This is a genomic window from Bacillus sp. RZ2MS9 (genome assembly GCF_001816185.2).
GTDB classification, from domain to species: domain Bacteria; phylum Bacillota; class Bacilli; order Bacillales; family Bacillaceae_G; genus Bacillus_A; species Bacillus_A cereus.
Window position 1 is genome coordinate 3,783,291 of sequence record NZ_CP049978.1, and the last position, 25,436, is coordinate 3,808,726.

Consider the following 25,436-nt stretch of genomic DNA (forward strand, 5'->3'; position numbering starts at 1 on the left):
AAAACGGTCTATCTTATTCTTTCTCGTTAGCTAACAAAAGCCCCTGCTGTTCAGCAGGGATTATCTGTCTTAGTATTACCAAATTTAAGAAGTAAAACTTGTAACAAAATATGTATATACGACAGAAATCTTTTACCTATCTACGTAGAGAAAACATAGATAGTAACACGAAAGAGTGGGTTTCCCCACTCTTTTCTTTACACAATATACATGACATGGTTATCTCGGTTAATAGTATATCATAGGAAATGTTGATTTGCAAAGACTTTTCCTACCTACTAGAACAGTGATAACTGGTTTTGATCCGGTAAATCTCCTAAACAACCTTGACTATCTAAATACTCAATAATTGTTTTCGAAACCTTACTACGCTGCTGCAAGTCCTCTTTTGATAAGAAGTCTCCATTTTTACGTGCTTCCACAATACTTAAAGCTGCGTTTGTACCAAGACCAGGTACCGCATTAAATGGAGGAATTAATGTGTCTCCATCAATAATAAATTCTGTTGCATGTGAGCGGTATAAATCCACCTTTTGGAATGAGTATCCACGCTCACACATTTCAAGTGTCATTTCTAGTACTGTTAATAAACTCTTCTCTTTCGGCGCAGCATCGAGTCCCTTTTGAGCAATTTCATCAATTCTTGCACGTATAGATGCTGAACCTTTCGCCATTGCCTCTACATCAAAATCATCTGCACGAACTGTAAAATATGCGGCATAGAATAACAGTGCAAAATGTACTTTAAAGTATGCGATACGTACAGCCATAAGTACGTAAGCAGCCGCATGGGCTTTAGGGAACATGTATTTAATCTTCTTACATGAATCAATATACCAACCTGGTACATTATTATTTTTCATGTCTTCTTCCCATTCTTCCGGTACACCTTTACCTTTACGAACCGATTCCATGATTTTGAAGGCTAATGATGGATCTAGACCTTGATAGATTAAATATACCATGATGTCATCACGACAACCGATAACTTCGCTCAGCGTACATGTACCGTTATAAATTAACTCGTTTGCATTACCAAGCCATACGTCAGTACCATGTGATAGTCCAGAAATTTGGACTAACTCTGAGAATGTCGTCGGTTTTGTCTCTTCTAACATCTGTCTTACGAATTTTGTACCAAACTCTGGTATACCAAGTGTACCTGTTTTACAGTTAATTTGCTCTTCCGTTACCCCTAACGATTCTGGACCAGAGAAAATTTTCATTACTTCTGGATCATCCGTTGGGATTGTTTTCGGATCAATACCACTTAAATCTTGTAACATACGAATAACGGTCGGATCATCGTGTCCTAGTATATCAAGTTTTAATAAATTATCATGAATCGAGTGGAAATCAAAATGCGTTGTTCTCCATTCAGCACCAATTGAATCAGCTGGGTACTGTATTGGTGAGAAATCAAAGATATCCATGTAATCTGGCACAACGATAATACCGCCTGGATGCTGTCCTGTTGTACGTTTTACACCGGTACACCCTGCTACTAAGCGATCAATCTCTGCATTTCGAATCGTTAAGTTATGATCATTTGCATAACCTTTTACATATCCGTAAGCAGTTTTTTCCGCAACTGTACCAATCGTTCCTGCACGATATACATAGTCTTCACCGAACAGTACTTTCGTATAGTTATGGGCACGTGGTTGGTATTCCCCGGAGAAGTTCAAATCGATATCGGGCACCTTATCTCCTTTAAATCCAAGGAACGTTTCGAAAGGAATGTCATGTCCATCTTTTACATATGGAATATTACAAGCAGGACATTCTTTATCTGGTAAATCAAAACCAGAACCTACAGAACCATCATTAAAGAATTCTGATTGCTTACACTTCGGACATACATAGTGTGGTGGTAATGGGTTTACTTCTGTAATTTCCATCATCGTTGCAACAAATGATGACCCTACCGATCCACGCGAACCTACTAGATATCCGTCTACTAACGATTTTTTCACAAGCTTATGTGAAATTAAATAAATTACGGCGAATCCATGCCCAATAATACTTTTTAATTCTTTTTCTAAACGTGCTTCTACAATTTCCGGTAGCTCTTCACCATAAATGCTACGCGCCATTTTATAACTCATATCACGCGTTTCATCATCAGCACCTTCAATTTTCGGTGTGTATAGATCGTCTTTTACTGGATGCACATCACCAATTAATGACGCAATCTTTTGTGTATTTGTTACAACAACTTCTTTCGCTTTGTCTTCACCTAAGAATGAAAAACATTCTAACATCTCATCAGTTGTACGGAAATGTACTGGCGGTAATGAATGTCGATTTAACGGATTGGCTCCGCCCTGCGAACTGACTAAAATTTTACGATACATCGCATCCTCAGGGTCTAAATAATGCACGTTTCCTGTAGCAACAACTGGTTTATCTAACGTCTCACCTAGTTTTACTAAGTTAGAAATAATTGTTTTTAATTGACCTTCGTCTCGAACAAGCTCACGTTCTACTAAATGACGCAACACCTCTGGAGGCATTACTTCAATGTAATCATAGAACTGGGCAATTTCTTCTACCTCTTCAGGTGCCTTTTGCATCATTGCCTCGAACACTTCACCTTTATCACAAGCCGTTCCTACTAAAATCCCTTCACGATATTTTTTTAATAGTGATCTCGGCACACGTGGTACACGGTAAAAGTAATTAAGGTGAGAATATGAAACAAGTTTATATAAATTTTTCAATCCAACATCTGATGTGGCAAGTAACGTCATATGACTTGGACGGCCACGCTTATACGCATCCCCTTGTCCCATGCTATCATTTAATTGATCGTGATATTCAAATCCCTTTTCAATTACGTCTTTCAACATTTTCACAAGTAAATATCCCGTCGCTTCTGTATCATAAATCGCACGGTGATGTTGTGTTAATTCAATATCAAGTTTTTTACACATCGTATTTAATCGATGATTTTTCATTTCTGGGAATAAAAATCGTGCAAGTTCTAACGTATCAATAACTGGATTATTCGTTTTTTCTAGTCCAGCCTTTTTAAAACCTACGTTAATAAAGCCCATATCAAAGCTCGCGTTATGGGCAACAAGTGTATGGTCGCCCATCCATTCCTCAAACTTTTTAAACACTTCGTCCACTTCAGGTGCATCAGTTAACATATCATCCGTAATACCTGTCAATTCAATAATCGTCGCTGATAATGGTTGATGTGGATTTGCGAAAGATTCAAAGCGATCAATAATTTCGCCACCCTTTACTTTTACGGCAGCCAACTCAATGACTGTATCGTATACAGCTGATAAACCTGTCGTCTCAACGTCGAAAACAACATACGTTTCCTCTGCAAGTAAACGATGCGCTTCGTTATACGCTATCGGTACACCATCATTAACTAGATTTGCTTCTACACCATATATAACTTTAACACCAGCCTTCTTCCCTGCAGAATACGCCTCTGGGAAGGACTGAGCCACGGCATGATCTGTAACCGCGATAGCCTCATGTCCCCATTTACCAGCTTGAGCAACAAGCTTAGAAACTGGAGTGACAGCGTCCATTTGACTCATCGGAGTATGGAGATGCAGCTCTACTCGTTTTTCGCCTTCTGGTGCTTTATCTTTACGAGACGGTCCTGTTATTTCATTAATATCATTTGCAATCATTACTAAATCTCGAACGAATGTATCGTTTTGAACAGAACCACGCGCTTTCACCCACATTCCTTTTTTCAAGGATTGCAGCATTGGAATATCTTCTTTGTCACGCGAGAACATTTTGATCATAATAGAATCCGTATAATCCGTTATTTTTAAAGTTAATAACGTACGCCCACTACGAAGCTCTTTTGTTTCTACATGGAAGACATATCCTTGAACCGTTTTTCTTCTTTCTTCATCTTGAATTTCTCGCATCGGTGTAATCTCTTCATCTGGCTTAATAAGATACCCGAGTGTAATCGGTCCTTCATACACAACGCTGCTTTCTTCAGCTTGCTTCTTCGCCATTTCTTCCATAGCTTGTATAACACGCTCACGGTCTTCTTGCTGCGTTTGTTCACGAAACTTTTGCATTTCTTCTGTATTTTGCTGTATATGTGTGTCTAACTGAAAACGCGGGAATCCAAAAACTTCGTATTGATCCCCTACTGGTTTCGCAACGTTTTTCTTTAAAGCCGTAGACTCCAGCTCGTTATTTACATTTATTAACAACTTCACTCCATTCACCTGTGGAAGCTGCTTCTTTAAGTATGCGAACATAGGTGAAAATGTAATTCGTTCCGTACAAAGCGGCCAATACGCCCTCACTTCTTCTTCTGTAAATTGTTTATTCTCTGTTTCTAATGCAAATGTTGTTCTTGCAATATGAGAAAATGATTGCTTAAGCTTTGTTTCTAGCAATTCATATAATTCTGTAGGCAAAATACGTGGCACTTGTAAATCAAAATGCCAACTTTTATTCGCTTTATCAATAACGAGCCTTTCAATACCACCGCCTTGTAAATATTGATTTATAAGGTCGTCTGGTATTTGCAACTGCTGGAGCAAAATTTGAAATCGCTCTTGTTGTTCATTTGTTAAAGACATAAGCACTCTCCTTCCATTTGCTATTATAAATTGAAACGTACCACAAAGAAAGATTTCTCACCTCTTCTTTTACAAAATACGTTTACAAAGAAAGAGAAGGTACCCCATTACGAGGTACCTCTTCTTATTTTAAAATATTTGCAATATATGTTTGAAGTTCTTCTACTTTTACTTCTTCAGACTCACCTGTAGCACGTACTTTCACTTCTACAATACCTTCGTCTGCTTTTTTACCAACTGTAACACGAACTGGAAGACCGAATAAATCTGCATCTGCAAATTTAACACCTGCACGTTCTGCACGATCGTCTAATAACACTTCATAGCCTTGTTCTTGTAATGAGTTGTAGATATTTTCACCCATTTCACGTTGTGCATCAGATTTCATATTTACTGGAATTACATGCACATGGAACGGTGCTACCGCTTTTGGCCAAACTAAGCCGTTCTCATCGTTAAATTGCTCTGCAATTGCTGCTACTGTACGAGATACACCGATACCGTAACAACCCATAATAAGTGGTTGTGTTTTTCCATTTTCATCTAGGAATGTTGCGTTCATTGCTTCACTATAACGAGTTCCTAATTTGAATACATGACCAACTTCAATTCCGCGTGCGAAAAGAATTGTTCCGTTTCCATCTGGAGATTGGTCTCCTTCTTGAATAAAGCGTAAATCTGTATATTGACTTACTTTAAAGTCACGTTCTGGATTTACATTTACATAATGGAACCCTTCTTCATTCGCTCCTGAACATCCGTTAACAATTGATGCTACAGCGTGATCAGCAATAATTTCGATATCACCTGTTACATTAATCGGTCCTAATGAACCAACTTCACAATTTAATAATGCTTTTACTTCTTCATGAGAAGCAAGCTCAACAACTGAAGCGCCATATACATTTTTCACTTTCACATCGTTTACTTCGTGATCACCACGAACAAGTACAACTACTAATTTCTCATCTACTTTAAACACCATAGACTTAATGCACTTGTCAGCTGCAATGTTTAAGAATGCAGATACTTCTTCAATTGCTTTTTGGTCTGGTGTTGCTACTTTTTCAAGTGCTTTTTCTGCTTCGTCACTCTTCGTATACGTAGCTACAACAGGAGCCATTTCGATGTTTGCTGCATAATCAGATGTGTCAGAGTATGCAATTGTATCTTCACCAACATCAGATAATACCATAAATTCATGTGTATCTTTTCCGCCCATTGCTCCAGAATCAGCAATAACTGCACGGAAATTCAAGCCACAGCGAGTAAAAATGTTAGAGTATGCTTTATATAAGCGATCGTATACTTCATCTAAGCTCTCTTGTGTAGCATGGAAAGAGTATGCATCTTTCATTAGAAACTCTCTTCCACGTAATAAGCCGAAACGAGGTCTTTGCTCATCACGGAATTTTGTTTGAATTTGGTATAATGTTAACGGTAATTTTTTATATGATTTCACTTCATCACGCACAAGATCCGTAATTACTTCCTCATGTGTCGCTCCTAATGCGAATTCACGAGCGTTACGATCTTTCATACGCATTAATTCAGATCCGTAAGAATACCAACGACCTGATTCTTGCCATAATTCTGCAGCTTGCATAGCTGGCATTAATAATTCTACAGCTCCTGCGCGCTCCATTTCTTCTCGAACGATACGTTCTACTTTGTGTAATACTTTTAATCCAAATGGTAGGAAGCTATAAATACCAGAAGCATTTTGACGCATAAAACCTGCACGAAGTAATAACTGATGACTCTTAATTTCAGCATCAGCTGGAACTTCACGTAATGTAGGACTGAATACCATACTTTGTTTCATTTATTTGCACCTCTTCATTTTACTCTTACACGCAGTAAAACCCCTCACCTCGAGTTAGGTGAGGGATTTTATTCTACGAGCTCTATTTCATTATAAGTTTCACTTTATTTTACAAGAAAAACTTACGAATGTCATTCCAAGTTACAACTAACATAAGTAACATTAATAATGCAAAACCAATAAAGTGAACCATTCCTTCTTTTTGGCGATCAATTGGTTTCCCTCGTAACGCTTCAATTAAGAAGAAGAATAAACGGCCACCATCTAAAGCAGGAACTGGTAATAAATTAAATAAACCAAGATTAATGCTTAGAACTGCAGCTAAACTTAGTACACGCGTAAACCCATAATCTACAACTTGATCTGTTAGATTATAAATTCCTACTGGACCTGACAACTCATTAATAGAAAATTGACCAGTTACTAATTTAACAAGAGATTCAAAAATTAGTTTCGTCCATTGGTACGTTTGTTCAAATCCTGATTTAATAGAACCCATTACTGTTTTCTCTACAGGAGAGTAGACACCAATTCTACCAACTTCTTCTTTACCTTCTTTATCGAGTGTTGGCGTTACTTTCACATTAAACTGTTCATTATCACGCTTTACTTGTAACGTAATTTCTTTATTTGGGTTTTCACGTACAATAGTAACAACATCTTTCCATGTACTTGTGTTTTTCCCATCAATAGCTTGAATTGTATCATTCTCTTTCAATCCAGCTTGCTGTGCTGCACTGTTATCCATCACTTTTCCGACCATTGGTTTGTCAACAGGAACCCCTTGTACAAATCCAAGAATCACAAAAATAACAAATGCTAAAATGAAGTTCATTGCAGGACCCGCAAAGATTGTTAAAGCGCGTTGCCCTAGTTTTTTCGAGCCAAATTGTCTATTATACGGGGCAATTTGAATTTCTTCCCCCGCAGTAATAATACGAGCCTTTTCATTCACTCGGAATGTTTGAAGCTCTTCCTCGTACTCTTCATAGCCCGAAATTGTTAAATTATGCTCCAAATCAGCTTGTTCGACTTCAATAACACGAACATTTGGATACTTTTCATATCCATCAAAAACTAATTTCACAACTTCGTCTTTTTCATTTAATACAAGGCCAACCTTTTTCCCAGGCTTTAACTCAACTGTGTCCGCATCCTCGCCAGCCATTCTTACATAGCCACCAAGGGGCAGTAATCGAATCGTATACACCGTTTCATTCTTTTCAAATGAGAATATTTTCGGACCAAAACCAATCGCAAACTCGCGGCATAAAATACCTGCTCTTTTTGCGAAATATAGATGCCCTAGCTCATGGAAAAATACGAGTGCACCGAAAATTAATATAAAGGCAATCGCTGTATTCAATTCCATAACCACCTTTGCTAAATTTGTTCCATCACAAACCGTCTTGTGGCCGCATCAATTTCCAAAATTCCCTCTAAGCTCGGTCGTGCAATGACATTGTGATGGTTCATTGCTTTTTCAATGAGGTCTTCCACTGTTAAGAAATCAATTCTCTTTTGTAAAAAGGCTTCAACAGCTACTTCATTCGCTGCGTTCATTACAGCTGGCATACTTCCACCTGCTTTTCCAGCTTCATACGCAAAACGTAAACAACGGAATCGTTCTTGGTCCATTTTCTCAAAATGCAACGTCCCTATTTCCCATAAGTTTAACTGTTTTGTGTCTGAAAGAGGCAATCTATCCGGATATGTAAGTGCGTATTGAATTGGTACTCGCATATCAGGTGAACCAAGCTGCGCCATTACACTACGATCTTCAAATTCAACCATAGAATGGATAATACTTTCTTTATGTAAAACAACATCGATTTGCTCATAAGGGATACCAAAAAGCCAATGTGCTTCAATTACTTCTAGTCCCTTATTCATCATTGTAGCAGAATCAATTGTAATTTTCGAACCCATTGACCAGTTTGGATGTCGAAGCGCATCTTCTACGGTCACATGATGCAATTCATCCCTCGTTTTATCGCGGAAACTTCCACCAGAAGCCGTTATAATAAGACGAGAAATTCTTTTTTCATTTTCACCATTCAAGCATTGAAAAATAGCCGAATGTTCACTATCAACTGGAAGTAACGAAACATTATGTTTTCGTGCTGCTTCCATTACAAGATGTCCTGCAGTTACTAACGTTTCTTTATTTGCAATTCCAATTGTTTTTTTCGCCTCAATTGCACGAAGTGTTGGTAACAACCCTACGCTACCTACAACAGCATTTACTACAATCTCCGCATCTGGATGTAGTGCTACTTCTAAAAGTCCTTCACTACCATATACAATTTTTGTATTACCAGAAACAGATTGTAATTTTAAAACATCTTCCTCTCTTTGCACAGAGGCGATTTGCGGAGAAAATTCTTGAATTACCTTTACTGCGTAGTCAATATTTTTCCCTACAGAAAAAGCAACGAGACGGAATTGGTCTGGGTGCGAGCGTAATACATCTAAAGTTTGTGTACCAATTGATCCGCTTGCACCTAATAAACTAATGTTTTTCATGACTCCAACCCCTCGTTCATTTATTAATTGTATTGTAATAAGAAGTAGAGAATTGGTAAAACGAATAACCAACTATCTGTTCGGTCTAATATACCACCATGCCCAGGTAAAATTGTACCTGAATCTTTTACGCCATAATGACGTTTAAAAGCAGATTGTACTAAATCACCAATTTGTCCAAAAATAGAAATGATAATTGTCAGCACAATTAAAATTACTACATTCGATTCGACTGGGAAGAACACGTTGTAAACAAGTGCCACAATAATTCCACAAACGATGCCGCCTAATGAACCTTCAATCGTTTTATTTGGACTAATTTCTGGCCACAATTTTCTCTTGCCCAATGCTTTTCCTACGAAATATGCGCCTGAATCAGTAGCCCATATAACAAATAATGCGCAAAATACATATTTAATTCCTAATATTCTCGTTTCATTTAAATATAAGAATCCCATTGCCACATATGTCGTTGCCATCAGTAAAAATGAAGCATTATCAAAAGTAAATGTATTCTTAGAAAGGACTGTATATGATAAAAGTAATAAAACAATCACAAATGTGATTTCCAATTTACCTAATCCAATCCATGTAAACAGTTTTGATGCACTACTTGGAATTAAAAGAATCCACAATAATACTGCAGCTAAAACTGTCGGTACTGAAATAAGCGTAAGCTTATTCATACGAATTAATTCATATAAACCTATAGAAGCAAGTGCATACACTAAAACCGTAAAAGGCACGCCACCGTATATTACGATGGGAATGAATAGCGCGGCAGCAACCACTCCAGTAATAATTCTCTGTTTCACTACCAAACCCTCTCTTTCTACACGCCTCCGAATCTGCGCCCTCTATGTTGAAAGTCAGTAATCGCATTTAGCAAATGTTCTTCTTTGAAGTCTGGCCAATACACGTCTGTAAACCAAAACTCCGAATATGCAATTTGCCATAACATGAAATTACTAATACGTAGCTCTCCGCTTGTTCGGATTAACAACTCTGGATCAGGTAAAGAACTCGTCATTAAGTAGGAGGAAAGCATTTCTTCACTTACCTCTTCAGAACGAATTTTTCCTTCCTCATTATCTTTCATCATATGTTGCACAGCAGAAACGATTTCATCTCGACTTCCATAGTTTAACGCGAAATTAAGAATTAATCCCGTATTCTCTTTCGTATCTTCCATGGCTTTCTCCATCGCTCTGCGTGTATGCGTAGGAAGACGATCTTTTTGCCCTATTACTCGGACTTGTACGTTTTCTTCAATCAATTCTGGTAAAAATGTACCTAGAAATTCTTCTGGAAGCTTCATTAAATAATCAACTTCCTTTTTCGGTCTTTTCCAGTTCTCAGTTGAAAAAGCATAAAGAGTTAACACTTTCACATTAAGTTTACTTGCAAATTTTGTAATTTTCTTTACAACTTGCATACCTTCATGATGTCCCGCAATACGAGGCATTGCTCTCTTCTTTGCCCATCTTCCATTCCCATCCATAATGATGGCAATATGTTCTGGGATATATCCTTTTTTCACTTCTTCAACGAGATGATCAAACGATGTGTCCTTTTTACCTTTAAAAAAAGGAAAGTTTTTAAACATCATTCATACCCTCCAGCAAGCAGACGTATGCCTAAAAGTGTAAAAAGACCCCCTTAAGAAGAGGGTCATAATTGCGAAGTTATCGCTATTACACTTCCATGATTTCTTTTTCTTTGTTTTTTGCGATTTCGTCAACTTTTGCAATATATTTATCTGTTTCTTTTTGGATATCTTCAGTATATCCTCTTAAATCATCTTCTGTAATCTCGCCAGCTTTTTCAAGCTTCTTAAGATCATCATTTCCGTCACGACGTACGTTACGAACAGCAACTTTAGCTTCTTCAGCATATTTTTTCACAACTTTTACAAGATCACGACGACGTTCTTCTGTTAATGCAGGAAATGCAATACGAATTACAGTTCCATCATTAGAAGGATTTAAGCCTAAATCTGCTTTTAAAATTGCTTTTTCAATATCACCGATAGAAGTTTTATCATAAGGTTGAATTACTAGTAAACGCGCTTCTGGAACTGTAATGTTCGCTAATTGCACAACTGGTGTTGGTGCACCATAGTAATCAACTTGTACCTTATCTAATACAGACGCGTTTGCACGGCCAGCACGAACTGTTGCTAATTCACGAGAATAAGCAGCAACTGCTTTTTCCATTTTTTCATTTGAAGACTTCAATACCTGTTGTCCCATATTTATTTCCCCCTTACCACTGTTCCGATATTTTCGCCTAAAACGGCACGTTTAATATTACCTTTTTCCATAACTGAGAATACAATTAATGGAATATCATTATCCATACATAGAGAAGAAGCTGTAGAATCCATTACACCTAAACCTTCTTTTAATACGTCTAAGTAAGTAAGCGTTTCATATTTCGTAGCTGTTGGATCAATAGATGGATCCGCATTATATACACCATCTACATTGTTTTTCGCCATTAAAATTACATCTGCTTCAATTTCTGCCGCACGTAATGCTGCTGTTGTATCTGTAGAGAAGTATGGGTTACCTGTACCTGCTGCAAAGATAACAACACGTTTTTTCTCTAAGTGACGAACTGCTTTACGACGAATGTAAGGTTCTGCAACTTGACGCATCTCAATTGAAGTTTGTACACGAGTTTGAATTCCGATATTCTCCAAGCTATCTTGAAGAGCTAATGAATTCATAACTGTCGCTAACATGCCCATGTAATCTGCCCCTGCACGATCCATGCCCATTTCACTTCCAATTTTCCCACGCCAAATGTTACCGCCACCAACAACAACAGCAACCTCTACATCAAGTTCTGCAATTTCTTTTACTTGTTCCGCAACTGACTTAATAACAGTTGGGTTAATTCCAAATCCTTGCTCTCCAGCTAAAGCTTCTCCACTTAGCTTTAAAACGACACGATTATATTTCGGTTTACTCATAATGAACCTCCAATTGCTTACATCTTTATTTTAAAAAAGGGAACACAATGTGTTCCCTAATCTGTATTAGTTGCTACCTTTTACTTGGTTCATTACTTCTTCAGCAAAGTTGTCTTCGCGTTTTTCGATACCTTCACCAACAGCGTAGCGAACGAATCCTTTTAATGTTCCGCCTTTAGACTCAACGAACTGACGAACTTTCATATCAGGGTTTTTAACGAATGCTTGGTCAAGTAAGCAAATCTCTTCGAAGAATTTGCCTAAACGGCCTTCAACCATTTTTGCAACGATTTTCTCAGGCTTGCCTTCGTTTAATGCTTGTTGTGTTAATACTTGACGCTCATGCTCAACTTCTTCAGCTGTTACAGCATCGCGGTCGATGTATTTAGGGTTAACTGCAGCGATGTGCATTGCAACATCTTTAGCAGCAGCTTCATCAGTAGAACCTTCAAGAACTGTTAATACACCAATGCGTCCACCCATGTGTAGGTAAGCGCCGAATGCATCTGCATCAGTTTTTGATACGATTTCGAAACGACGAAGTGTAAGTTTTTCACCAATTTTAGCGATTGCTTCGTTGATGTGCTCTTCAACTTTTTTACCGTTTTCCATTGTTTGAGCCATAGCTTCTTCAACGTTAGCTGGTTTGTTAGTTAATAAGTGAGCAGCTAATTCTTTAATTAGTGTTTGGAAACCTTCGTTTTTCGCAACGAAATCAGTTTCAGAGTTTAATTCTAAGATTAAAGCGTCGTTACCGTTTGTTTCGATGAAAGTTAAACCTTCAGCAGCAATGCGGTCAGCTTTTTTAGCAGCTTTCGCAATACCTTTTTCACGTAAGAAGTCAATTGCCTTCTCCATGTCGCCGTTAGTTTCTGTTAAAGCTTTTTTGCAGTCCATCATACCTGCGCCAGTTTTTTCACGTAATTCTTTTACCATTTGAGCAGTGATTGCCATACTTTTCATCCTCCTAAAATATGTATTTATACCTTTTATAAAGGTGTTTATACCTTAAAAAAGGTGATAAAAGGCCGAACCCCTTATCACCTTTCCAACTTTGTTACGCAGTAACAGTTTCTTCACCTTGTTTTGCTTCAAGGATCGCGTCTGCCATTTTAGATGTAAGAAGTTTTACAGCACGAATTGCATCATCGTTTGCTGGGATAACGTGATCGATTTCGTCTGGATCACAGTTTGTATCAACGATACCGATGATTGGAATGTGTAATTTGCGTGCTTCAGCAACTGCAATACGCTCTTTACGAGGGTCTACTACGAATAATGCACTTGGAAGACCTTTCATATCTTTAATACCGCCTAAGAATTTCTCAAGACGCTCTAACTCTTTTTTAAGTTGAACAACTTCTTTCTTAGGAAGTACTTCGAAAGTACCATCTTCTTGCATTCTTTCGATGTCTTTAAGACGCTTGATACGCTTTTGGATTGTTTGGAAGTTTGTTAAAGTTCCGCCTAACCAACGTTGGTTAACGAAGTACATACCAGCACGAGTTGCTTCTTCTTTAATAGCTTCTTGTGCTTGTTTTTTAGTACCTACGAATAAGATGTCTCCGCCTTCAGCAGCGATGTCGCGCATCGTTCTGTAAGCTTCCTCAACTTTTTTCACAGTTTTTTGTAAGTCGATGATGTAGATACCGTTACGCTCTGTGAAAATGTAACGCTTCATTTTTGGGTTCCAACGACGAGTTTGATGTCCGAAATGAACACCAGCTTCAAGCAATTGCTTCATAGAAATTACTGACATAATATAGTTCCTCCTAAATGGTTTTTGATATCCTCCGTTTACTTCATCTCTAAGCGAAACTACAAACGTAGCACCAACACTTAAATCAGTAAACGTGTGTACTTTGTACTGACACCACTGCTTACTATATCATACTGAAATATTACAATCAAGTCGAAAATGCGAACAATGTAAAACTTTCTTTGTTCATACTCGAATTCTAGTATTACCAACCTTCATTTCTTTTAAGCAAAAAAAATAAATACAATTAATAGTTTTCCCAGAAAACACGCTTATGACACTTTTCACAAGCACCATCTATCCATTGCACAAAAAAACTCTCCTCAATCGAGGAGAGTTTTTTATAAATTAGTTTGTTTTTAATTTAGCAAGTTCCTGTAGAAACTTGTCGTTTAGCACTTTAATGTATGTTCCTTTCATACCTAAAGAACGAGACTCAATAACACCAGCACTTTCTAATTTACGTAGTGCATTTACGATTACAGAACGAGTAATTCCTACGCGATCAGCAATTTTACTTGCAACAAGTAAACCTTCTGTTCCATTTAATTCTTCGAAAATGTGCTCAATTGCTTCTAACTCACTGTAAGATAATGAGCTGATCGCCATTTGAACAACAGCTTTACTACGTGCTTCCTCTTCGATTTCTTCTGCTTTTTCACGTAAGATTTCCATACCTACAACAGTTGAGCTGTACTCAGCAAGGATTAAATCATCATCTAAGAACTCTTGACCAAGACGAGCTAATACTAATGTACCTAGACGCTCACCGCCACCAACGATTGGTACGATTGTAGTTAAACCTTGACCAAATAATTCTCTGTTTTCTACTGGGAATGCTGTGTAAGCACTGTTCACATCTAAGTTTGAAGATGTTTCTGTAATGTTGAATAAGCTTTGTGTATATTCTTCTGGGAATTGACGTTCTGCAAGCATTTGCTTCATGCGTTCGTTTTCGATTTGTTGGTGAATTGCATAACCTAGTAATTTACCACGACGGCTAACTACGAATACGTTTGCTTCGATTACTTCACACATTGTGTCAGACATTTCTCTAAAGTTTACAGGCTTCCCTGCTGCGCTCTGTAATAACGCATTTAATTTTCTCGTTTTTGCTAATAATTCCATTTCAAAAGTTCCTCCTACATGTTACTCACATATTTTTTCATCACTTGGAAACTAGGGCGAGTCACCTGATGACACTATTACAAAATAAACTGGCTCACATCTTTATTTTTAGCAATTGTTGCTAATTTCTCCTCAACGTATTGAGGTGTTATCGTTATTTTCTCTAACGTAATTTCAGATGCTTCAAACGATAAATCTTCAAGGAGCTTCTCCATAATCGTATGAAGTCTTCTTGCTCCAATATTATCTGTATCCTGATTAACTTGATAAGCAATCTCAGCAATCTTACGAATAGCTTCGTCTGAAAATTCAATTTCTATACCTTCAGTCGCTAATAATGCCATATATTGTTTAATTAACGCATTGTCAGGCTCGATTAGTATTTTAACAAAATCGTCTGTCGATAATTTTGTTAATTCTACTCGAATCGGAAATCTCCCTTGCAATTCCGGAATTAAATCCGACGGTTTAGACATATGGAACGCTCCAGCTGCAACGAATAAAATATAATCCGTTTTTACTGATCCGTATTTTGTCGCAACATTCGACCCTTCTACAATCGGCAAAATGTCACGTTGCACACCTTCACGTGATACATCTACGCTATTCGACTGCTTACCAGCAATTTTGTCAATTTCATCGATAAAAATAATCCCGAGCTGTTCAGCACGATAAACAGCCTCTTGTGTAACTTCATCCATATCAATTAAGCGCTGTGCCTCTTCATTTGTCAAGAGTTTTCTTGCTTCTTTTACAGAAAGTTTACGTTTTTTCGTTTTTTTCGGCATAAAACTTCCTAGCGCATCTTGGAAATTCATTCCCATTTGCTCCATGCCAGTTCCTTGTAACATATCAAACATGGAAGACTGTTGTTCAGTCACTTCAATCGATACAATTTCGTCTTCAAGAAGCCCTGCAGCAAGCTTTCTCTCCACATCTTGACGCTTCTTTTCGATTTCAACATCTTCTTGTGTATCAGACGTTTGATTCGAATTTTGAGTACCTCCAAAAAGCATCTCTAATGGATTTTTGAATCCAGATTGTTTCTCTGGACTCGGTACTAAAATTTCAACAAGACGTTGATTCGCTTGCTCTTCGGCTTTATCTTGAACTTTCACTACCATTTCTTCTTTTACGATACGAACCGATGTTTCCACCAGGTCACGTACCATTGACTCTACATCTCTACCCACATATCCAACTTCTGTGAATTTTGTAGCCTCAACCTTAATAAAAGGTGCTCCAACGAGTTTCGCCATTCGTCGTGCTACCTCTGTTTTCCCAACACCTGTCGGTCCAATCATTAAGATATTTTTAGGTGCAATTTCGTCACGTAAATTTTCAGCTAATTTACTGCGACGATATCGATTTCTCAACGCTACAGCAACCGCTTTCTTTGCGTCTTTTTGACCGATGATGTATTGATCTAATTTTTCCACAATTTGGCGCGGAGTAAAATGTAAATGCATATAAAATGCCTCCCTTACGATTCTACAATTCTTCAACAATTATGTTGTGATTCGTATAAACACAAATATCGCCAGCAATCTCTAAACTCGCTTTCGCAATTTGCTTCGCTGTTAAGTGTTCACTTGCATATTGCTTTAAAGCACGACCTGCAGAAAGTGCATAATGCCCACCAGATCCAATTGCTAAAATACCATCATCCGGTTCAATCACTTCTCCTGTACCTGAAACAAGGAGCATAGTTGTTTTATCCATGACAATGAGCATTGCTTCTAGCTGACGTAACATTTTATCGCCACGCCATTGTTTGGCCATTTCAACAGCAGCACGCTGCAAGTTGCCATTATACTCTTCTAATTTCCCTTCAAACATTTCAAAAAGAGTAAATGCGTCAGCAACTGATCCTGCGAAACCAGCTAAAACTTTACCTTGGAAAAGTTTACGAACTTTACGAGCTGTATGTTTCATTACAACAGCATTTCCCATTGTCACTTGGCCATCTCCAGCCATTGCACATTCTCCATTATGATGAACTGCAAATATCGTTGTAGCGTGGAAATTTCCCATAGAAAAAACTCCTTTATTTGTTTTTATAGCTTTTAAAGCAATTTATGCCCGCGGGTGATGCTTCATGTAAACAGAACGCAATCTTTCTTTAGAGACATGCGTATAAATTTGTGTCGTCGACAAATTTTCATGGCCTAATAACTCCTGTACAGTACGTAAATCCGCCCCTTCATCTAGCATATGTGTAGCAAATGTATGCCTTAACATATGGGGACTTATCCGCATTGTCAGCGAAGCCTTTTTAATGAGTTCATTTAAAACATAACGAACTCCACGACTTGTTAGCGGTTTACCTTTCGCATTTAAAAATACCATATGAGAGTCTTCGTCAGTCTTATTAACTAACTGTTTTCTCCCATTCTCTATATAAGTAATTAAAGAATCTTGCGCATAGCTTCCGAACGGAATATACCTTTGTTTTTTTCCTTTTCCCATTACTAAAATTGTTCCCACCGCAAAGTCAATATCGGTAAGTTGTAAATTGACACATTCACTCACACGGATCCCAGTCGCATACATCAACTCTAACAAAGCTTGATTCCTTTGACCTAATGGTGTTTCCGTGTCAGAAACTTCAAATAATTCCTCTAACTCTTCAGCATATAAAAACTTTGGGATTGACAATTCTTTTTTGGGGAGTGACGCAAGTGCAAACGGATTATCCTTTCGATAACCTTCACGCATCAAAAAACGATATAAACTTCGTAAGCTTGATACTTTTCTTGCGACAGATTTACGGGCTAACTTCTCATCGTGCAACGTCGTTAAGTACAAACGAACATCCGCGTATGTAACGTCTAAAAAAGAGGATATGCCTTCTCGTTCCATAAATTGCACAAAATGTTCTAAATCATTTTGATAACTTGCAATTGTATATTTTGAATAATTTCTTTCAATTTGTAAATATCCAACGAATAATTGTAACAATTTCTTCACATTCACACAACTCACCTCAATAAAGGCTACTAAATCGTATCACAACTTAGTAGCCTTTGCAAGAAATTTAACTAAATATTTACAAAATTTCGAATCGTTTCTAAAGCGCGTGCTGCGTACGCTTCATTTCGTTCTGCTTTCTTTTTAATCTTCTTCTCTAACGGTGCAAATAGACCGAAGTTCGCATTCATCGGTTGGAAGTTTTTAGCATTCGTTGCCGTAATGTAATTTGCCATGCTACCCATCGCAGTTACTGGCGGTAATACAACTGGCTCTTCACCTTGCACAAGACGCGCAGCATTAATTCCTGCTAATAATCCTGATGCTGCTGATTCAACATATCCCTCTACTCCAGTCATTTGACCAGCGAAGAATAAATCATCCCGTTGTTTATATTGATATGTTGGACGAAGCAAATTAGGTGAATTAATAAACGTATTACGATGCATTACACCATAACGTACAATCTCTGCATTTTCCAATCCTGGAATTAACTGTAGCACTTCTTTTTGCGGTCCCCACTTTAAATGTGTTTGGAAACCTACGATATTGTATAAAGTTCCCGCTGCATCATCTTGACGTAACTGAACAACAGCATATGGCGTTTTCCCTGTTTTTGGATCTTCCAATCCAACAGGTTTCATAGGTCCAAATACTAACGTCTGTCTCCCTCTACTTGCCATAACCTCTACTGGCATACAACCTTCAAAGAAAATTTCTTTTTCAAACTCTTTTAAAGGCACTGTCTCAGCAGCAATTAGAGCCTCATAAAAACGATCAAACTCTTCTTCTGTCATTGGGCAATTTAAATATGCAGCTTCACCTTTGTCATAACGCGATTTTAAATATACTTTATTCATGTCAATGCTGTCTTTTTCTACGATTGGGGCTGCAGCATCATAGAAGTAGAAATAATCTTCTCCTGTTAATTCTTTCAATTTTGCAGAAAGATCAGGAGATGTTAATGGACCTGTAGCAATAATTGTCGGTCCCTCTGGAATATCTGTAATTTCTTCATTCATTACAGTTACATTTGGATGGTTCTTTACGTATTCTGTTACTTTAGCTGCGAACTCATGACGGTCTACAGCTAAAGCGCCTCCAGCTGGTACAGAGCACTCATCCGCCGCACGAATAATTACAGAATCCATTAAGCGCATTTCCTCTTTAATAACGCCAACTGCATTTGTTAAAGTGTTTGCACGAAGTGAGTTACTACATACTAATTCAGCGAATTTATCTGTGTGATGAGCTGGCGTTTGCCTTACCGGTCTCATTTCATATAATCTAACTTGGACACCACGTTTTGCAATTTGGTAAGCTGCTTCACTTCCTGCAAGACCTGCGCCAATGACGTTTACTACTTGTGTTGTCATTTATATCACCTTTCCTTTTCTTCCCGAAAAAAATGTGAGCAGTTACGCTCACATTTGTTGTTCTTCTTCATAATCGCACGAAATACATTGTACTTGCACGCCTTTTTTCAACTTTTTCTCTACAAGCATGCCTTCGCACTTCGGACACTTACGACCAATTGGCTTATCCCAAGATACAAAGTCGCATTCCGGATACGTACCGCACCCATAGAAAAGGCGTTTCTTTTTATTACTACGGCGTTCAATAATTTGACCCTTATCACACTTTGGACAAGTAACACCGATTTCTTTCACAATCGGCTTTGTATTACGACAATCTGGGAAATTCGAGCAAGCCATAAATTTCCCGTATTTACCCATTTTAAAGACCATTGGGTGATTACATAATTCACAATCTTCCCCAGCTGGTTCATCTTTAATTTCCACTTCACGCATTTCTTTTTCCGCTTTTTCTAAACGCGGTTCAAAACCTACGTAGAAATCATCAACAATTTTTACCCAATTCGCATTTCCTTCTTCTACTTCATCAAGGCTTTGCTCCATATTGGCAGTAAATTCAATGTTAATAATTTCTGGGAAAAACTCTAAAATAAGTTCAATTACTATTTCACCAAGTTCAGTCGGAACGAAGCGTTTATTATCCAAGCCTACATACCCACGCTTTTGAATCGTTTCAAGTGTAGGTACATATGTCGACGGTCTTCCAATTCCAAGTTCTTCAAGTGTTCTTACTAGGCGAGCCTCTGTATAGCGCGGAGGAGGTTGTGTAAAATGTTGCTTTGGTTCTAAATCCTTTGAAAATACAGTTTCCCCTACTTCTAAAGGCGGCAACATCTTATCCTTTTCTTCAGCACCATCATCTTTTGACTCTACATACACTTTCATAAATCCCGGGAACTTTACAACCGATCCACTTGCACGGAACTGAACATTGTTATTAATGAGTCTCGCTGTCACAGTATCCATTATAGCAGACGCCATTTGACTTGCAACAAATCGCTCCCAAATCAATTTATATAATCGAAGTTGATCACGACCTAAGAAACTTTTTAGTTCCTCTGGCTTTCTCATTACCGAAGTAGGACGAATTGCCTCATGCGCATCTTGTGCATTTGACTTTTTCGTTTCTTTCTTCTTTTCTGTTCCTATGTATTCCGTACCATACGCTTCAGTGATGTAAGTACGAGCCTCTGTTTGAGCTGTTTCTGAGATACGTGTTGAATCGGTTCTCATATACGTAATAAGACCTACAGTTCCTTGTTTTCCAAGATCTATCCCTTCATACAATTGCTGTGCAAGCATCATTGTTTTCTTTGCTCGCATGTTTAACTTACGGGCTGCTTCTTGTTGCAAGGAAGATGTTGTAAACGGTAATGCAGGGTTACGTTTTCGCTCTTTGCGCGTTACATTTTCAACTGAAAACGCATTGTCTTTCATCTGTTCAATTATTTCATTCACTTGCGTTTCATTTGTTAATTGAACTTTTTCACCATCTACACCGTAAAAGCTTGCTTCAAATGTGTCTTTTCCTTTTACAAATTCTGTTTTAATTGTCCAGAATTCTTCAGGTTCAAAGTTTTGAATTTCCCTTTCACGCTCGATGATTAAACGAACTGCTACAGATTGTACACGTCCTGCACTTAATCCTTTTTTTACTTTCTTCCATAATAAAGGACTAATATTGTAACCAACAAGACGATCAAGTATACGTCTTGCTTGTTGTGCATCCACTAAATCCATATTAATTGCACGAGGATGTTTAAATGATTCTTTGATCGCATCTTTCGTAATCTCATTAAACACAACCCGACAATCTGATTCAACGTCCACATTTAACGTATTCGCTAAATGCCAAGCAATCGCTTCCCCTTCACGGTCTGGATCGGCCGCGAGATAGACTTTCTTTGCTTTTTTGGCCGCTGATTTTAAATCTTTTAAGACGGGACCTTTACCACGAATGGTAATATACTTCGGGGTGAAGTTGTTCTTTACTTCTATCCCCATTTGACTTTTTGGCAAATCGCGAACATGTCCCATAGACGCGACAACTTTGTATTTTTTCCCTAAATATTTCTCAATGGTCTTCGCCTTAGAAGGCGACTCCACGATTACGAGGTAATCTGACATGCTAGTGCCTCCTTAAGAGGTGGATTCAAGTCTTCATTAATCTTATTGATTTCTCTTGTTTTTGTCAATCAAGAATGAATATACCATACAGTGCCAATCTACCATTTGTCAATAATTGTTTAATAAAAACATAAAAATATAAGGTTAATTTAAAATCTCTTCCAAGATATCTTCTGCATTTCTTACTAGTTTTGCTCCTTGCTGAATAAGATGATTCGTTCCCGATGCCCCCTCTATAAATATAGGTCCAGGAAGCGCAAATACCTCTCTACTTTGCTCTAACGCAAGGTCCGCAGTAATAAGTGTTCCACTTCTCGATTTCGCTTCTACAACTAAAACACCTTTACTTATACCACTAATAATCCGGTTTCTTTTTGGAAAATACCATTTTTTCGGTGCATAGTGCGGCGGATACTCTGTCAATAACAATATATATTCCTTCCACATTTCATATAAAGGTCTATTTTCTTTCGGATACATAAAAGACAATCCATGCCCTAATATCGCAATAGTCGGGCAATGATGCCTTACTGTAATCTCATGAGACATTGTATCTATCCCTTTTGCAAACCCACTGACAATAAGCCACTCTCTTTCTAATAAAGGGTGTAAAATAAACTTCAAACTCTCATGACCATATAATGATGGTTCTCTCGTTCCAACAACTGCTAATTTATTTACTTTATTCAGGAAATCTTTCTCTCCTTTTCCATATAAAACGAAGGGAGGGTCTTGTATTTCACGTAATAATTGCGGATAATTTTCATCCCATATCGTTATATAAAAAATACGATTTTTCTCTAAATAAGATATATATTGCGGAAGATTTGAACTTTGAAGAAATTTTACTAGTTCTGAAGATTTTTTCGAGGATATTCCAGTGTAGTGTTCCATTTGTTTTTCGTTAAAATTATATATGTTCTCTAATTCTGGATCGACATATAGTAGCCTCTCCATCGCTTTCCAATAATCTGCTAGCAAGTAATGAAGATGTAATAATCTCTCTCTTTTCATCTTGATTCTCCTTACCCATAATTTTTATTATGTAAACAGAAAAAGTCTAAAAAGACACCCTCAAGTAAGAAGGTGTCTTTCAACAGATTAATAGTTTTTACAAGTCTCAAATAAACCTTTTTCTTTTAAAACAGAGATTAGCGTTTCTCCCATAACTGCTGGAGTTTCAGCTACTTTAATGCCACAAGCTTCCATTGTTTTAATCTTTTCAGCAGCAGTTCCTTTACCGCCAGAAATGATTGCACCAGCATGGCCCATACGTTTGCCAGCAGGCGCTGTTTGACCACCAATGAAGCCTACAACAGGTTTTGTCATATTAGCTTTTACCCATTCAGCTGCCTCTTCTTCTGCTGTACCGCCGATTTCACCAATCATAATTACAGCATGTGTTTCTTCATCTTCATTAAATGCTTTTAAAGCATCAATAAAGTCTGTACCGTTAACAGGGTCTCCGCCGATACCTACAGCAGTAGATTGGCCAATACCTTCTTGTGTTAACTGATGTACAGCTTCATACGTTAATGTACCAGAGCGAGATACGATACCAACATGACCTTTTTTATGAATATATCCTGGCATAATACCAATCTTACATTCATCCGGTGTGATTACACCTGGGCAGTTTGGTCCAAGTAAACGTGTATGTTTACCCGCCATATATCTCTTTACGTTTACCATATCTAATACAGGAATCCCTTCAGTAATACATACTACTAAATCAATTTCTGCATCAACAGCTTCCATAATTGCATCTGCCGCAAAAGCGGGTGGAACGTATACAACTGAAGCGTTTGCGCCTGTTGCTTTCACTGCATCTTCTACTGTATCAAATACTGGTACACCTTCAATATCAGTGCCGCCCTTACCTGGTGTTACACCACCGACAATTTTCGTACCGTATTCAATCATTTGTTTTGTATGGAATAAACCTTGAGAACCTGTAATACCTTGAACAATAACTTTTGTATCTTTATTAACTAATACGCTCATTTTTCTCCCCCGCTTTCTATTAGCCCACTAGTGAAACAATTTTTTGTGCACCGTCTGCCATAGATTCTGCTGCAACAATATTTAAGCCAGACTCATTTAAAATTTTCTTACCTAGTTCTACGTTTGTACCTTCAAGACGTACAACTAAAGGTAACTCAAGACCTACTTGTTTCGTTGCTTCAATAACACCTTCTGCAATAACATCACACTTCATAATGCCACCAAAAATGTTAACAAAGATACCTTTTACATTTTTGTCAGAAAGGATAATTTTGAATGCTTCTGTAACTTTTTCTGCAGTTGCACCGCCACCAACATCTAAGAAGTTAGCTGGGTCACCGTGGTAATGTTTAATGATATCCATTGTAGCCATCGCTAAACCTGCACCATTAACCATACAACCGATATTTCCATCTAAAGGAATGTAGTTTAAGTCGTATTTTGAAGCTTCAATTTCTTTTGAATCCTCTTCATCAAGATCACGAAGCTCTAAAATGTCTTTATGGCGATATAATGCATTAGAATCAAAGTTTAATTTTGCATCTAATGCCATAACTTTACCTTCACCTGTTGTAACAAGTGGGTTAATCTCAGCGATAGAGCAATCTTTTTCGATAAACGCACGGTATAAGCCCATCATAAACTTCACAGCTTGTCCTACAAGCTCTTTTGGAATATTGATGTTAAATGCGATTCGGCGCGCTTGGAAACCTTGTAAGCCTACTGCTGGATCAATATATTCTTTAAAGATTTTTTCAGGTGTTTTTTCTGCTACTTCTTCAATTTCTGTTCCGCCTTCTTCAGACGCCATTAAAACAACTTGAGAAGTTGCACGATCTAAAACTAGACCTACATAATATTCTTTTTTAATATCGCAACCTTCTTCGATAAGTAAGCGTTTTACTTCCTTACCTTCAGGACCTGTTTGATGTGTCACAAGTGTAGTTCCTAAAATGCTTTCTGCATATGTACGAACTTCATCTAAATTTTTTGCAACTTTTACTCCGCCAGCTTTGCCGCGTCCACCAGCGTGAATTTGTGCTTTCACTACACATACATCTGTTCCTAATTCTTTCGCCGCTTCTACAGCTTCTTCTACTGTAAATGCAACCTTCCCGTTCGGAACGCTAACCCCATAGCTTCTAAGGACTGCCTTACCTTGGTACTCATGGATATTCATGGTCCCATCCTCCCCTGTTTTCCTGTTTTACTCGAAAAGTTTTTTAATGTTTAAAAAACATTACATTGCCATTGTATAAGATGATTGGCACGCTGTCTACAATAAAGTGTCAGAAAACTGAAATCGCTTTATTCTTTTTCGGAAATAGTAATGTTTATATGCCAAAATAAAAAAATAAGCTGTATATTTACAGCTTATTTTTGAATCATATCTTTAATTGGCGCGAATGACTTTCGGTGTTCATCTAATACTCCATGCACTTGAATTGCCTCTAAATGTTGCTTTGTGCCATATCCCATATGTTGCTCAAATCCATATTGAGGATACTTCTCTCCCAGTTCTTTCATCATACGATCTCTCGTTACTTTTGCGATAATGGATGCGGCTGAAATCGAAACACTTTTCGCATCACCTTTAATAATTGATGTTTGCGGAATTGGTGTAGGAAGTTTCATCGCATCAATTAATAAATGTTGGGGTGTACAAGATAAATTCGCAACTGCATCTAACATCGCTTGTTTCGTTGCTTGGTAAATATTAATGTCATCAATAACTTGCGGCGATACAATTCCTACTCCAATTGCAATTGCTTGTACTTTTATTTCATCATAAAAACGCTCACGTTTCGCTTCACTCAACTTTTTCGAATCATTTAACCCTGGAATATAAAAATCCTCAGGAAGAACGACAGCTGCCGTCACAACAGGCCCAGCCAATGGCCCGCGCCCTACTTCATCAATACCCGCGATATATGTGACCCCTTTTTCACGCAAAGCATTTTCATACTTGGACATTTCAAAAAACTTCTCTTTTTCTTTCTGTTCTAACTCTTTTTGTTTATACCACTTCAAAACGAGCTTTTGAACACCTTTTCGATCATCTTTCATTAACAGTTGAAAGCGATCATCTTCTTCATTCATAATTTCTTTCAATACATTTTCTGCTTCTTTTATCGTTATAGTTTGCATTTATACAAGCTCCTTT

20 protein-coding genes are annotated in these 25,436 nt (G+C 37.7%); all 20 read right to left on the minus strand.

What is annotated here, in order from left to right; all coding sequences use genetic code 11:
• Nucleotides 1–278: 278 nt before the first annotated feature.
• The 20 genes from BHV55_RS19130 to BHV55_RS19225 all read right to left on the minus strand — a co-directional run bounded on the left by BHV55_RS19130 (nt 279) and on the right by BHV55_RS19225 (nt 25,420).
• Nucleotides 279–4,580, minus strand: coding sequence for a PolC-type DNA polymerase III (locus BHV55_RS19130; RefSeq protein ID WP_000060005.1), 4,302 nt, complete (start codon nt 4,578–4,580; stop codon nt 279–281).
• Between the two features lie 124 nt (nt 4,581–4,704).
• Nucleotides 4,705–6,405 (minus strand): proline--tRNA ligase, encoded by a 1,701-nt coding sequence (locus BHV55_RS19135; RefSeq protein WP_000814333.1) that lies wholly within the window; start codon nt 6,403–6,405, stop codon nt 4,705–4,707.
• A gap of 109 nt (nt 6,406–6,514) precedes the next feature.
• On the minus strand, nt 6,515–7,771 hold the full coding sequence (rseP, locus tag BHV55_RS19140; RefSeq protein ID WP_001090245.1) for an RIP metalloprotease RseP: 1,257 nt from the start codon (nt 7,769–7,771) through the stop codon (nt 6,515–6,517).
• A gap of 17 nt (nt 7,772–7,788) precedes the next feature.
• On the minus strand, nt 7,789–8,931 hold the full coding sequence (gene dxr / locus BHV55_RS19145) for a 1-deoxy-D-xylulose-5-phosphate reductoisomerase (RefSeq protein ID WP_070756912.1): 1,143 nt from the start codon (nt 8,929–8,931) through the stop codon (nt 7,789–7,791).
• Between the two features lie 23 nt (nt 8,932–8,954).
• Nucleotides 8,955–9,746 carry a phosphatidate cytidylyltransferase gene (gene cdsA / locus BHV55_RS19150; protein ID WP_000813594.1) on the minus strand — a complete coding sequence of 264 codons (792 nt, stop codon included), beginning with the start codon at nt 9,744–9,746 and terminating at the stop codon, nt 8,955–8,957.
• Between the two features lie 17 nt (nt 9,747–9,763).
• The gene (gene uppS, locus BHV55_RS19155; protein ID WP_070756913.1) at nt 9,764–10,540 is read right to left on the minus strand and encodes an undecaprenyl pyrophosphate synthase; all 777 of its coding nucleotides are present in this window, start codon (nt 10,538–10,540) and stop codon (nt 9,764–9,766) included.
• Between the two features lie 85 nt (nt 10,541–10,625).
• The gene (gene frr, locus BHV55_RS19160) at nt 10,626–11,183 is read right to left on the minus strand and encodes a ribosome recycling factor (RefSeq protein WP_000531501.1); all 558 of its coding nucleotides are present in this window, start codon (nt 11,181–11,183) and stop codon (nt 10,626–10,628) included.
• 2 nt (nt 11,184–11,185) lie between these two features.
• On the minus strand, nt 11,186–11,908 hold the full coding sequence (gene pyrH, locus BHV55_RS19165) for a UMP kinase (RefSeq protein WP_000042668.1): 723 nt from the start codon (nt 11,906–11,908) through the stop codon (nt 11,186–11,188).
• Between the two features lie 66 nt (nt 11,909–11,974).
• Nucleotides 11,975–12,862, minus strand: coding sequence for a translation elongation factor Ts (gene tsf, locus BHV55_RS19170; RefSeq protein WP_001018578.1), 888 nt, complete (start codon nt 12,860–12,862; stop codon nt 11,975–11,977).
• A gap of 103 nt (nt 12,863–12,965) precedes the next feature.
• Nucleotides 12,966–13,667: a 30S ribosomal protein S2 gene (rpsB, locus tag BHV55_RS19175; RefSeq protein WP_000111485.1), complete on the minus strand. Its 702-nt coding sequence runs from the start codon at nt 13,665–13,667 to the stop codon at nt 12,966–12,968.
• A gap of 348 nt (nt 13,668–14,015) precedes the next feature.
• Nucleotides 14,016–14,795 (minus strand): GTP-sensing pleiotropic transcriptional regulator CodY, encoded by a 780-nt coding sequence (gene codY / locus BHV55_RS19180; protein ID WP_000421290.1) that lies wholly within the window; start codon nt 14,793–14,795, stop codon nt 14,016–14,018.
• A 77-nt stretch (nt 14,796–14,872) separates the two neighbouring features.
• Complete coding sequence (hslU, locus tag BHV55_RS19185; protein ID WP_000550087.1) at nt 14,873–16,264, minus strand: ATP-dependent protease ATPase subunit HslU; 1,392 nt, start codon at nt 16,262–16,264, stop codon at nt 14,873–14,875.
• A gap of 22 nt (nt 16,265–16,286) precedes the next feature.
• Nucleotides 16,287–16,829, minus strand: coding sequence for an ATP-dependent protease proteolytic subunit HslV (hslV, locus tag BHV55_RS19190; RefSeq protein ID WP_048567505.1), 543 nt, complete (start codon nt 16,827–16,829; stop codon nt 16,287–16,289).
• A 42-nt stretch (nt 16,830–16,871) separates the two neighbouring features.
• Complete coding sequence (xerC, locus tag BHV55_RS19195; RefSeq protein WP_001101241.1) at nt 16,872–17,771, minus strand: tyrosine recombinase XerC; 900 nt, start codon at nt 17,769–17,771, stop codon at nt 16,872–16,874.
• A gap of 65 nt (nt 17,772–17,836) precedes the next feature.
• On the minus strand, nt 17,837–19,141 hold the full coding sequence (trmFO, locus tag BHV55_RS19200) for an FADH(2)-oxidizing methylenetetrahydrofolate--tRNA-(uracil(54)-C(5))-methyltransferase TrmFO (RefSeq protein ID WP_000213002.1): 1,305 nt from the start codon (nt 19,139–19,141) through the stop codon (nt 17,837–17,839).
• 48 nt (nt 19,142–19,189) lie between these two features.
• The gene (gene topA / locus BHV55_RS19205) at nt 19,190–21,268 is read right to left on the minus strand and encodes a type I DNA topoisomerase (protein ID WP_001286963.1); all 2,079 of its coding nucleotides are present in this window, start codon (nt 21,266–21,268) and stop codon (nt 19,190–19,192) included.
• A gap of 144 nt (nt 21,269–21,412) precedes the next feature.
• Nucleotides 21,413–22,282: a DNA-processing protein DprA gene (gene dprA / locus BHV55_RS19210; protein ID WP_000818039.1), complete on the minus strand. Its 870-nt coding sequence runs from the start codon at nt 22,280–22,282 to the stop codon at nt 21,413–21,415.
• A gap of 87 nt (nt 22,283–22,369) precedes the next feature.
• The gene (sucD, locus tag BHV55_RS19215; RefSeq protein ID WP_000115178.1) at nt 22,370–23,272 is read right to left on the minus strand and encodes a succinate--CoA ligase subunit alpha; all 903 of its coding nucleotides are present in this window, start codon (nt 23,270–23,272) and stop codon (nt 22,370–22,372) included.
• 19 nt (nt 23,273–23,291) lie between these two features.
• Nucleotides 23,292–24,452, minus strand: coding sequence for an ADP-forming succinate--CoA ligase subunit beta (sucC, locus tag BHV55_RS19220; protein ID WP_001020791.1), 1,161 nt, complete (start codon nt 24,450–24,452; stop codon nt 23,292–23,294).
• A gap of 194 nt (nt 24,453–24,646) precedes the next feature.
• Nucleotides 24,647–25,420: a ribonuclease HII gene (locus tag BHV55_RS19225; protein WP_001193513.1), complete on the minus strand. Its 774-nt coding sequence runs from the start codon at nt 25,418–25,420 to the stop codon at nt 24,647–24,649.
• Between the last annotated feature and the right edge of the window lie 16 nt (nt 25,421–25,436).